11 protein-coding genes are annotated in these 11,999 nt (G+C 53.8%); 1 reads left to right on the top strand and 10 read right to left on the bottom strand.

The features are described from left to right. The 8 genes from L1N82_RS08550 to yyaC form a co-directional block, all read right to left on the bottom strand. A partial coding sequence (locus L1N82_RS08550; RefSeq protein ID WP_235286950.1) for an O-antigen ligase family protein occupies nt 1–1,909 on the bottom strand: 1,909 nt, incomplete at its 3' end. Between the two features lie 274 nt (nt 1,910–2,183). Further along, nucleotides 2,184–3,266: an HD-GYP domain-containing protein gene (locus L1N82_RS08545; RefSeq protein ID WP_235286949.1), complete on the bottom strand. Its 1,083-nt coding sequence runs from the start codon at nt 3,264–3,266 to the stop codon at nt 2,184–2,186. Between the two features lie 35 nt (nt 3,267–3,301). Then, nucleotides 3,302–3,994 (bottom strand): GGDEF domain-containing protein, encoded by a 693-nt coding sequence (locus tag L1N82_RS08540; protein WP_235286948.1) that lies wholly within the window; start codon nt 3,992–3,994, stop codon nt 3,302–3,304. Between the two features lie 20 nt (nt 3,995–4,014). Then, nucleotides 4,015–5,700 carry a histidine kinase N-terminal 7TM domain-containing diguanylate cyclase gene (locus tag L1N82_RS08535; RefSeq protein WP_235286947.1) on the bottom strand — a complete coding sequence of 562 codons (1,686 nt, stop codon included), beginning with the start codon at nt 5,698–5,700 and terminating at the stop codon, nt 4,015–4,017. A gap of 115 nt (nt 5,701–5,815) precedes the next feature. Continuing rightward, nucleotides 5,816–6,994, bottom strand: coding sequence for a class I SAM-dependent methyltransferase (locus L1N82_RS08530; RefSeq protein WP_235286981.1), 1,179 nt, complete (start codon nt 6,992–6,994; stop codon nt 5,816–5,818). Next, nucleotides 6,987–7,652, bottom strand: coding sequence for a DUF6483 family protein (locus L1N82_RS08525; protein WP_235286946.1), 666 nt, complete (start codon nt 7,650–7,652; stop codon nt 6,987–6,989). The genes L1N82_RS08530 and L1N82_RS08525 overlap by 8 nt, the downstream gene beginning before the upstream one ends. 30 nt (nt 7,653–7,682) lie before the next feature. Beyond that, nucleotides 7,683–8,522, bottom strand: a complete 840-nt coding sequence (locus tag L1N82_RS08520; protein ID WP_235286945.1) for an alpha/beta fold hydrolase — start codon at nt 8,520–8,522, stop codon at nt 7,683–7,685. Between the two features lie 82 nt (nt 8,523–8,604). Beyond that, nucleotides 8,605–9,171 (bottom strand): spore protease YyaC, encoded by a 567-nt coding sequence (yyaC, locus tag L1N82_RS08515; RefSeq protein WP_235286944.1) that lies wholly within the window; start codon nt 9,169–9,171, stop codon nt 8,605–8,607. A gap of 194 nt (nt 9,172–9,365) precedes the next feature. Between yyaC and L1N82_RS08510 the strand changes: the two genes are divergently transcribed. Then, nucleotides 9,366–9,602, top strand: coding sequence for a DUF1128 domain-containing protein (locus L1N82_RS08510; RefSeq protein ID WP_235286943.1), 237 nt, complete (start codon nt 9,366–9,368; stop codon nt 9,600–9,602). Nucleotides 9,603–9,709: 107 nt separating this feature from the next. Here L1N82_RS08510 and L1N82_RS08505 read toward each other — a convergent pair whose 3' ends face one another. Together L1N82_RS08505 and L1N82_RS08500 are read right to left on the bottom strand one after the other, a co-directional pair. Next, nucleotides 9,710–10,186, bottom strand: coding sequence for a hypothetical protein (locus L1N82_RS08505; protein ID WP_235286942.1), 477 nt, complete (start codon nt 10,184–10,186; stop codon nt 9,710–9,712). A 159-nt stretch (nt 10,187–10,345) separates the two neighbouring features. Next, nucleotides 10,346–11,938, bottom strand: coding sequence for a UDP-glucose--hexose-1-phosphate uridylyltransferase (locus L1N82_RS08500; protein WP_235286941.1), 1,593 nt, complete (start codon nt 11,936–11,938; stop codon nt 10,346–10,348). Between the last annotated feature and the right edge of the window lie 61 nt (nt 11,939–11,999).

Raw genomic sequence — 11,999 nt, 5'->3', positions numbered from 1 at the left:
GCAGTCCGCCCGCGAGCAGCGCCGCTCGCTCACCCGCAGGGGCGAGCGGCGCCAGCTCCAGGCGAATCCGCGTCCACGCGGGATTCGCCGCAAGCGCAGCGCGCAGCGCATCAGCGCGCGCTGCGCCCTCAGCCGCGGCGGCGGCGTCACGCGCCGCGCGGGCGGTGTCCAGCCGCCAAGCCGTAACGGCGGCGGCTGCAAGCGTGGCGGCGATGCACAGTGCCGCCACGCTCAGGGCAGGGCGGGCACGCTGCCGCCCTGCCTCAGCTGAGCTGTCCCGCCGGCGTGCGAAAGCCGCCGGCACGGCATGCGCGGCCTGCATAGCGACCGGCGCTGCGCCCAGGCAGATTCCCATTGTAAGCAGCAGAAGCCAGTAAAAACCATACGACATATCGAAATCAACAGCCGCATGAATAATCAGCACCAGCAGCGGTGTAAGCCCTAGCCGGTTATGCCGCCATACAGGCAGCAGAAGCGTAACGATGTAAGCAGCCACCACCAGCAGCCCGGCCGTACCGATACCAAGCAGCAGACTGATATAGCCGCTGTGCACCTCGGCACCAACATAAGGCATATCCTGGTGAGCCTGGAACAGCGCCTGCCATGCATCTCCGCCGTATCCCAGCCAAGGCGCCCCCTGAATGAGCTCCCAGCCATCTCTGTACAGCATTCCCCTTGCGCTTGCCGTTGCATTATGGCCCTCCAGCCGGCCGGTAAGGCTTTCCGGCAGCAGAAGCCAGGCGCCGGCTCCAAGGCTGCAGCTGACCAAGAGCTTCACCCATGCTGGCAACCGTCTCCCCCTGCTCCGCTGCCGGTCAGACTGTGAGACAATCAAAGAGCAGCCTCCACAGAATGCGGCCGTCAGACAAAGCAGCATCAGTAAATCAGCCGCTATGTCTCCTGTTATGACCAGCCCGTCAGGTGTGGTTCCTCCGCTTTTCTCCATATGCCGCCCGGCTGCAGGGACAAGCAGCCAGGCACCAGCCGCAGCGCCGAGTGCCGTCCAGCCTGTATACAGCATCCACTGAAGCCGTCTACCTTTTCCGGCCCACACCAGCCCTGCCATCCAGCAGATCAGGACAACCAGCCATGCCCCTCTGGATTCCGTAAGCAGCAGTACAATCGCCAGCCAGCAAGCAAGCAGTCCCGGCAGTACCGTCTCCCGCCTGCTTCCCGCCACAGCCAGCAGCAGCAGCTGGAGGAGCAGCAGCGATCCGGCAACTGCCCCCAGCATGTTAGGATACTCAAAGAAGCCGGCAAGCCTTGCTCCGAGGGCAGATATATCCCCATTATCACTCAGCAGCACGCTGCCGGGAGCTTGAGTTAGCCCGATCCAGCCAGCAAGTGATCCCCCTGCTATCCACGCGGCCGTAACCTGCAGTGCAGCCAGCAGCCAGCGCTGTCTGAAGCCGGGATTTACAGCCAGCAGCAGCATCGCAAATGCCGTCAGGCTGCACCACCGGACAAGCCCGTTAATTGAACCCAGTACCGAAACGGTTCCCATAGCCAGTGAAATTCCGTATATACCGGCTGTTGTCAGCGGAAGCAGGACAAGCAGCCAGCTTATACGAGATTCCGCTGGGCCCACCGCAGGACAGTCAGACCGGGAACCAGGAATTATTATATTAGCGGCCGGCCATCTGCAAAGACGGGGGAGTCCCAGCAGCAGTGAAGCTACAATAACAGCTAGCTCCCAACGGTAATATGCCGTATCAAAGTACATACCGCTTCTCCAAGCAGCCGTAGTCAGCACAATTGCGGCAAGCACCGCCGGCACAATCTCCTGCAGCAGGCTTGCTCTTCGTTCAATTATACCTGCAGTCAGAGAGACCCGCTCCCGCACTTCTGCCGATACAGCCGATCCAGCCGATTCAGTAAACATCCTGTACTGCTGCTGTTCCTTTGCCATCCGCTGCCTCACTCCCCCATTCCGGCTTTCCCTAGCTCAGCATCTAGACCTTCCGTAGTAATTGTATCCGTTCCGCCAATTTTTACAACTATTCCAGATTCCTTACTATTTTACCCCACCCCCCCATAATACCTAAACATAACAAAAGGGAGACTTCTGCCTGGTCTAATGACCTGCACTCCAGTCTCCCATTAAATCAGCCTCCGCTGCCCGCAGCAAGCATCCTTGTTTCTTCCATTCTCTTACCTGCGGGCTGGCCTAACAGCCCAGTCTTCTAAAGCTCCTTCACAATCATCATCTGCAGATCGTCCTTCAAGTCAATTTCGTACGGCGATGCTGCCGGCGTTCCATCCGCTTCTCGGAGAATCCGTATAATCGGCCGGTGAACCGCCAGCGGGTTATTCGCCGACACAACCCCAACCTGTCCGGTATTGAGCAAAACTGTCGTTGCCACCGGGTAAATGGAGATATGCCGGCAGAACAGCCGGATCAAATCCAGATTAAAATAAGAATTACCGGCAGCAAACAAATATTCTATCGCTTCTGATGGTGTGTACCGGTTCCGGTAGGTTCTCGGCGATGTCAAGGCATCGTAAACATCCGCTATGGCAACAATTTGCGCATATTCGTGAATTTCCTCGCCCTTCAGCCCTCTCGGATAACCCGTTCCGTCATACCGCTCATGATGCTGCAGCGCGCAGTGAGCTGACAGAAGAGAGATGTCATGATGGGTACGAAGAATATCAAACCCGTCCACCGTATGCCGCTCTACAATCGCCCGCTCATCAGGAGTAAGCGGTGTTTTCTTTGCCAGCAGCTCCTGCGGAACCTTCGTCATTCCGATATCAAACAAAAGCGCGCCGATCCCCAGCTCTTCAATCTGGTTGCGGTTATATCCCTTTGCGATACCCATAATGCCGGCCAGAATCGCCACATTAACCGAATGATTGAACAGGTAAGCATCCGTTACGTGAATGCTCGTCAAGTTAATCATGACGTCCTTGCGGCTGAGCAAGTCCTGAACAATCTGTCCAAAAACATTACGGAACGTACGCCCCATCTCAGGTGCAACCGCTCTCCCCCGCGTCGTCGGCTGCTCCATCAGGGTACTAACTGTCTTATAAATGGAATCGACCGCGTTCTTTCTCGTTTCATCGCGGATGACTTCCTCAGGAATAATGTCTTCGGTATGCTTGTCTTCAATATAAACAATATCAATGCCCATCGTCTCAAGCCGCTGAATGAACCGGCTGCTGAGCTCGACACCGCTGCCAAGAAGCACGTTGCCGTTTTCTCTTAAAATGGGTCTTGCCAGCTTATCGCCAGGCGAGACTGCACTAATATGAACTCTTCTCATGTATTCCCCGCCTTTGCCGTCTTGAAAGCCGCAAGTTATGCATGCCGCACGAGCGGCGCCTCATGTCTTTGTCCGCTCCGTTTAGGCTTGCTGCGATACATACGCCCGTCGGCTGCTGCTATTAATTCATGGATCGTCTCCCCATCTTCAGGAAATACGGATGTGCCAATTGCTGCCGTTACCTCTAAGCCCGTCTTGAGAGACAGCTGGTCTAAGCTTTCCTTAATGCTTCGCTGCAAGCTGCTTGCCGGGTTTCCGCTGCCATAGGGACAGACTACTATAAATTCGTCTCCGCCCCAACGTGCCACAATCTCTCCCTTGGCTGCTATGCCCGTCAGCACTTCTGTTACCCTGCACAGCAGCTGATCACCGGCTGCGTGGCCATATGTATCGTTAATCGTCTTAAAACCGTTCAAATCTATGATGGAAACCGATATACGTTTACGCTTAAGACCTGCCTTTCGAAGGAGAACGGGTACCGTTCGGACAATAAACCTTCTGTTAAGGACACCTGTTAATTCATCCAAGCAGGACTGCCGTTCCAGTCTATCATATCGCAAACCGAGATACCAACCTGCCGGGACGGACACAGACAGAAGCACAGCCGCAGCCATCAGCCCCTTGGCAACCGCGTCAGATCCATCTGCCGCCCAGAGGATCAGAGCAGGCGCAACCAGGCTGCTGACCAGCGCGTATAGTATCCCGGCAGCCCTTCCTTTTCTGCTCATAGCTGCACTCCCAACCGCATTTAAGATGCGGGCTCAACCGAAACAATGCGGTTGCGGCCTCTTTTTTTGGCTTCATACAAAGCCGTATCCACTTTGTGGAACAGTTCCTTCAAATACTGCTTCGTGTCTTCTATACGGACAGGCTGATCATGATGGGCTGCCAGTACGCCCATACTGATCGTGATGTTCACAGGCTCGCTGCCAGGTCCGGTATGAATCAGGTTGGACGCCACTGCAGCCTTTACCCGCTCCGCCAGTATTACGGCCTGCTCCATCGTGGTATGAGGGAGGTATACCGTAAATTCCTCACCGCCGTATCTGGCTAAAATATCGGTTCGCCGAAGCGATTTTTTTACAGCCTCTGCCGTACTTTTGATCACTTCATCTCCCACGAGATGTCCGTAAGTGTCATTAATGGATTTAAACAGATCAATATCAAACAGGAAAATCGCAAAAGGAATCCGGTAACGGGCATTCGCAATCATCTCATGCTCCAGCTGCTGCATCAGATACCGGCGGTTAAAACAGCCCGTCAGCCCGTCTGTAACGGCTAGATGCTCCAGCTTCTGATTGGCCGAGAACAGCTCCTGCTGTATAACCGTAAGCTCTTCATTGCGTTCGGCAAGCATCTTATTCTGTTCGGCAGATGCCATCATCAGCTCTTTGTACTCCGTTACATCCTGAAATGTGAGCACACGTCCAATGAGCATCCAGCGATCGATTACCGGCTCGCAGCGGACCGAGTAGTAGCGCAGTCCTTCATTAGAGCGGCAAGCGATTTCCTGCTGTACAGGCTGATCAAAGGCAGTACGGATATTGGCAAGGAAGAGCTCGGCTGTGCTCACATCCCCATGGGAGGCAAGGAGCTTCTCAACCGGAAAGCGGTCTCCCGTACGGATATCAAAATAACGCTGCAATGCCTTGTTGGCTTCCAGCACCACCTCATGCTCATCCAGCACCGCTACCCCCATAGACATGCTGTCCAACACGTTAAGCTGAGCAAGCCGAACCACATCAAATATCCGATACTTATGTATTGCGATAACGAAATAGACAGCAGCCACCGTCATACCAAGCGAGGTTAGACCCGGGATAAGCGGGAAGTTATCGACCCAGATGACATTAAACAATAGATCGGTAACGGCGAACAAGGAGAATACAAGCATGCCGCTCAGCGCCATGCGGACCTGCTTTCTATGCACCGGAGCGGTATGAACCCGCAGCGTACCGAGCATCAGCTTCAGGGAAACAGCTCCGTAAGCGAGCAGCATGCCAACCAATAGCCAGAATAGCGGTCCCACATCATGCTCTACGTAGTTGCCCAGCCTGGGCGAAACGAACAGACCACTCGGGTTAAAGGCAGCAGCCAGAACGGTTATGGACGTAGCCGCTGCAAGAACCAGCCGGAATCTGCGGTCCAGCTTGTAGGATTGTCCGGTCAGAAACAGGGCAAACACCAGCCAACCCAAACCGATGAGGGAAAGACTGATGTAGGCGATTTTGATATAGAGCATCTGAAGAACCGGATCGGTCGTTGTCGACACCCCGAATTTGCAAAGCGGCCACAGCATAATCTGAAAGTGAAATATCAGGTACACCTTGTGAATACGGGTTATGGCACTGCTTACAAAAACAAAGAAGAACAATCCCAGCAGAAGCACAAACAGGCAGAAGTCCAACCACATGATACCGTTCAAATGGTTCACCCGATCTAGTTCAATTATAGTTATTCTATCCTATCTTAGCATAAACAGGATTTGGTAGACAATTGAATAACGGGATATTTTTCCTCCCCATGTGAATACATGCACGCCCATTGGCCTAATTCGAGGCAGGCAAACGGTCTTGAAGCACCTTTTCCAGATAGGGAGAAAGACATAATCCTTCGCGAAACTGCAGATATTCCTTCCACTTTTCTATATTATGCGCAGCACCCTGCCCTGCTTTGGTGGCCCGAATTAATATATTCTTGGGCGTATGCTCCATATCTATGAATTCCAGGAGCTGAACTTTGTAGCCAATAACCTGGAGCAGCTGACTGCGTACTGCATCGGTTGCTAGCGAGGCAAAGCGTTCCTTCAGAATGCCGTGCGACAGCAGCGGTGACAGCATGCCGTTATCAACCTGCCCAAACAGCTCATGCTGGCAGCAGGGCACTGAAAGGATGACAGACGCGTTCCAGCAGACTGCCTTTGCGAGAGCCGCATCGGTCGCCGTGTCACAAGCATGCAGCGTAACAACCATGTCCGCTTGTTCCAAGCCGCTGTATTCGGCGATATCGCCATGCAGGAACTGCAGCTTGTCATAACCCAGCTTCGCCGCCAAACCAGAGCAAAAGGCGATAACATCCTTCTTGAGGTCAAGACCGATTATGCGGACAGGCAGCTTCTCCTGAATAACGAGCAGATGATACAGCGCAAAGGTTAAATAAGATTTACCGCAGCCAAAATCAATGACGGTCAGCTCTTTATTCTTCGGGAGAGCATCGAGCACATCCACAACCATCTCAAGAAACCGATTGATCTGTCTGAACTTATCCTGCTTCTGGGCATGCACCCTGCCTTCCTTAGTCATAATTCCAAGCTCTACAAGGAACGGCGCCGCTACCCCTTCAGCTATGATCCGGTTCTTCTCCCTGTTATGCGACATGCTGACTTTGCCTGAAGCGGTAGGCGGCTTACGAAGCATGGTCGCCTTCCCTTTCTTGCTAAACAACAGCTGCACGTCTGCCTCCTCCGTCTTAATCAGCGCCTGCCGGTAAGTATGCTCCATCAAATCAGCAACCCTGACAGCGGCATCCTCCAGCTTCAAATTCTCGTGTATAGCCTTATTATCCTTATGATGCTCCAGCTGATAGACCGTCTCGCCCTTTACTACAACAGGCCTCAGCATCACCTTAGCCGGTGCATCCAAGCTTTTTACGCGAAGCTGGCTTAGCGTTGCCTGAATAACAGCCGCTTCCTTCAACCATCCCATTACCTGATCCCGCCAGTTATCCATTGCGGCCCCGCACGCTCCATTTCTCCAGTTGTTCGATTCCTTGTTCAAGCTCATCGCGCGGAAGTCCGCCGGCTGACAGCTCCGCGTCTTCCTTCAGCATTAGTCTTCTGTAAAAATCCGAAGCCCTGCCGGCCTCAAGCTCCCTGTCCTCCAGAAGCTCGTGAATGATATTCTCCGCTTCTGCATAACGACCCTCCGCTTCATGCCAAGATGCGAGCTGCTCCTTAACAGACGCTGGCAGCTCATAAGGCCTGAGCCTGTCCATCAGCAGCTCGGCTTCCCGGCGAGGCTCCGACACTACCGGGTCAGCGCCATATAGAAGCAGCCTGAGATTCAGTGCAAGCGATTTGACATAACGGGCGTAGCTCTCCGCTTCTTGTCCCTGTTCCGCATGGATCTCACCCATATGTCTCAGAAGCAGCGCGATTGCCTCAAGCGCAGCGGTATCCACAACTCCGTTCGTCGTCAACAAATCCGCTATGTCCTTATCCGACAGGGCATGAATAAGCCGAGGCTGAAGACGGAGATGCCGCTCGAAGAGGTCGTCGATGACCTTCATCGCCTCAAGATGCTCCTTGCGCTGGCGCAGGCCCATGACCTGGCCGACGGCTTCACCGACCTGCTCGATCATGCGCATAAAATAATCTCTCTGAAACATCCCGCTTCCTCCTTCGGCACAGCTTGCCTGTCAACGGCCGATCGCCCGGCTGATAAATGCATTAAGCGCCGCGGCCAACTCCACGGGCTGCTCTGCCATGCTCATGTGCCCGCTGTCCTTCAGCAGAACCTGTTCGACATTAGGACCCTCGGCTGTAAAGGTCCTCTCTCTGCCGATAACCTGATCCTCATCTCCGGCTAGCAGAAGAACCGGCTTATCCAGCCCGCGAAGCACCTCTGTCCGGTCGGGACGTTCCTTCATACCAAGGGCGCACGCCGCAGCTGCTTGAGGGTCCGTCGCTCTGCCAATCGCTTTGGCCTGCTCGACGCGGTCAGCCACAACGGACAAATGAGAAGGGGCAAACAGCTTCGGGATGAGACCCTCCACGAACGCTTCCACACCTTCTGTCCTAATTATCTCAACCGCCTTATCACGCTTTTCTTTTCCTTCCGCTGTATCAGGCAGCGGCGTGGAGTGAACCAGCCCCAATGCATGCAGCATCTCCGGATGCCGCTCCGCAAAGGCCAATGCCACATAGCCGCCCAGCGAATGGCCGAGGACGACAGCCTGCTTTTCTCCAATCTCGGCCAGCAAACCGGCAACATCATCTGCCAGGGACTCCATTGTATAAGTTTCTTCTTCCGTCGCCGACGAGGAGCCATGTCCCCGAAGGTCTGGAGCGATAACCTTAACTGACTGCTCAAGCAGCGGCAGTACATCCTTCCAGTAAGCGGAGCTGCCGCAGTAACCGTGCAGAAGGAGGACGACTGGCTCGTCCGGTGTCCTCTTCTCTCCCTGAGTCCAGTATGCTGCTGCCATACCGCCGGACAAGCTGGCTTGGCGGTTGGCGACTGTCACCGGTTCATTCATTCTGTTCATCCCTTTCTGTTATAACTAGGTATTTCATGGATTCATTTTCCATATATGTGCGATGGTTCATTTATTTATACTGTTACAGCCCGCTGCCGGGCAGGAGAGCGGATGACGTCCAGGCTTGGCGGATAGCTGCTGCCGTCTGTTTGGCCATTTCCATAACCAGGTGCAGGGAGGTGCCCTGCAGAATCCAGTATGGCTTGATCCCCATCCGGTTCACTACGCCAGCCACACTATAATCGCCTATTTCTACGAACGGTCTTCCTACCGCTTCTGCAGGCCGAAGCGGACCCGCACCGACTACATAGGAGCCGATTGAATCCGGTTTGCCGAGGCAGGCGTCTATCGCTAATACCAGCCTGCCTGCTGGCAGGGCATAGTCCCCCGCCTGCAGCCTTACAGCGTCATAGGGCTCCTGCAGTGTACCAATAACACAAGGCCACCCCAGCTCAGTCAAGTAAGTGCCTACCAGCGGCCCATAGGCATCTCCTGTTGAACGGTCCGTCCCGATACAAACCATGCAGATAGCATGCGGGTCCGGATGTTCCGCTGCCACCGAGCGGAAGAATTCGGCCAATCCATCTGTATTTACTACCGACCGGACAGGCTGAGTGCAGCCTTCCGGATGCTGCGATTTATGCTTCACAGCTGCGATCCTCTCCCTAACACCGCCTGGACAGCCGACACCCCGCCAGCGGGTAATCACCCTTATTTCAAGCTTCGTACCTCTATTGTATCGGATAACACCGCCCCTGTTCAATTTTTTGTCACGAGAGTGCATTCATGGTACAATAGCTCGAAAGCAGGACACGTACCGGAATAGGGAAAGGGTGATCAGCAATGCCGGATTTGAGCCAGCCATCGCAAGAAAATGTGAAGTATATGATTGAGGAAATCAAGAACAAGCTGAGAATGGCTTCCGGAGCAGCCATGCAGGCCTCCAACTTCAATCTGGACCAATATGAGGACATCAAGGATCTGTATGAGGTAGTGGCCAGCAAGGACAAGTTCAGCATCAGTGAGGTAGAAGCGCTTGTATCCGAGCTTGGCAAGCTTCGCTCCAGTAATCCATCCTAATTAGGCGTGCATACATCAAGCAAAAGGGCGTTCCCGGCCACGAGCCGGGACGCCCTTTTATTTTCACATTGTGTTCTGAACAGATGCAGAACGTCTATCCGGTAACCTTATTGAGCCTGCTCTTCTTCGGACGCTGATCCGGCTGCCGCTTCCTTCTCGCCGGACTCCTCTTCATGCTGCTCCTGCACTTCAAGCAGCAGCTTGACCGATACCCGCTTCTGCTCGCCCTTAAGAAACTGGGCAATACGCTCCAGCTTCCCAGCTACCTCATCACCCTGCAGGGTGATGTTAAGCTCGTAGGCAAAATGATCCTCACGCGGTTTCGCCGGCTCGGCTACAGGCAGTGCCACAACACTGCGCTGATCCGATCCGCGCTCTCCAAGCAGCTGATCGGGATAGAACTTGTCCGATTTATTAACCACGCGATCATATATCCGAAGCTTCTTAAGAAGCATGTAATACTGGGCAGAGTGCTTAAATCCCCATGCCTCGCGAATGTCCTTCAGGTTATAATCCACCTTATACCTCTTCAGCTGCTCGACCTGCTCGTCGGCTGTCAGCTTCAAAAAATCATCCAATGCCATAATTGGCGTTGCCAATGTGATCATCCTTTCTAAACAAATGTATATAGTATTGTTCGATTATTTATTTAAAAATCCTTCCATATAATTCGCAAAAATAAAAAAGAAGGCTAATGGTTCAGCCTTCTTTTAGATGATTGTCGAATTAAATCGAAATTACTGTTATTTTAACACATAACCAAGACTGCCTACAAATCGTGCAAAAGCTTCTCTGCCGCTATCTGTTTGTTTAAACACACCTGCATCAGCCAGCACCTCGGCAAATTTCTTTCCTACTTCAGACTTAATCAGCTGCTCCGCCTCTTCAGCTGCGACCTTGGTCCCATATTTAGCGGTCATGGCATTAATCCAGGCTGCATGCTGATGAAGCGGGTGGGCAGTGTCCTCTAGCTCAGCAGGCTGATAAGCCCGCTCCCCTGTTAAGTATGCTGCAATTTGCTCCATCTCCGATTTAAGCCTCCCGGGCAAAACGGCAAGCCCCATAACCTCAATCAGGCCGATGTTCTCCTTCTTGATATGGTGCAGATGGCTGTGCGGGTGAAAGATTCCATCCGGGTGCTCCTCGCTGGTCCGGTTATTCCGCAGTACAAGATCCAGCTCATACAGTCCGTCCGGCTTCTTGCGGGCAATCGGGGTTATCGTGTTATGAGGCACTGAACTGCCATCCGGCTGCTCGGTCGCTGCTGCAATCTCAGCTTCTGGATCACTGTAGCCGCGCCAAGCCGCCAGAATACGCTCTCCGGCTGCCAGCACTCGCTCCTTGTCCGCTCCTTGGACCCGGATAACCGAGAGCGGCCAGCTTACTAGACTAAATGTAAGCCCGGGTTCCTGCTCATCCTTGTAGAGAGCAAACGCCGGAGCGACCTCCATTGGAAAGACGTGTTTGCCCGCCTGGAAGTGATCGTGGTTCAGAATGGAACCGCCCACGATCGGCAGATCCGCGTTCGAGCCAATAAAGTAGTGCGGGAAAGCATCCACAAAGTCCAGCAGTCTGGCAAAGGTTGTCCCGCTGATCTGCATCGGGACATGCTCTCCCTTAAACACGATACTGTGTTCGTTATAGTAGACATAAGGGGAATACTGGAAAAACCACTGTTCACCCTGCAGCTTCAGAGGAATCACCCGCAAATTCTGTCTTGCCGGATGGTCCGCGCGTCCAGCGTAGCCCACATTATCCACGCACAGCAGGCATTTCGGATACCGGCTGGGCGGAAGCGTCTTCAGCAGGGCAATTTCCTTCGGATCCTTCTCCGGCTTGGACAGGTTAACTGTAATCTCAAGCTCGCCGTACTCTGTGGGCTGCCTCCAGTACTGATTCTTCGAAATCCGGTCCATCCGGATATAGTTCGAGTCTATATTCAGCTTATAGAAGCGTTCCGTCGCCTTATCAATGCCCTGGGTATCAGCCACACGGTAAAAGGCTGAAGCTGTCTCCGCTGGGCGGGCCATCAGCATGCCCATAATCTTGGCATCGAGCAGATCGCGGTAAGTCAGGGTATTATCGGGAATAAGACCGATTGCAAAGCCATAATCGAGCAGCCCCTCCAGCAGAGGTACTGGGCTCTCAGGAAGATCCCCTGCAGCTTCGCCCTCATAAGGCTCCCGGAAACCGAACAGGTCCAGCAGCGCATTACGAGAGAACGGCTCGTCAAGCGGATCAATCATGCCATTATTCAGCGCGAACCGGACCAGCTGCTCAATCAGCTGCTGCGCTTCTTCTGGCGTTACGGTCTGCTTGTTCGTTGATTGTGTCATCACATCTTGCTCCCCTCTTTGAAGCGGTTATCCGGAGAAGGCAGCCATCCAGCGCTGCCCC

Origin of the sequence: Paenibacillus tarimensis, assembly GCF_021532315.1 — a bacterium.
Classification (GTDB): domain Bacteria; phylum Bacillota; class Bacilli; order Paenibacillales; family Paenibacillaceae; genus Paenibacillus_I; species Paenibacillus_I tarimensis.
The sequence above is the reverse complement of the archived record's forward strand: the minus strand, read 5'-3'. Positions and strand labels throughout refer to the sequence as shown.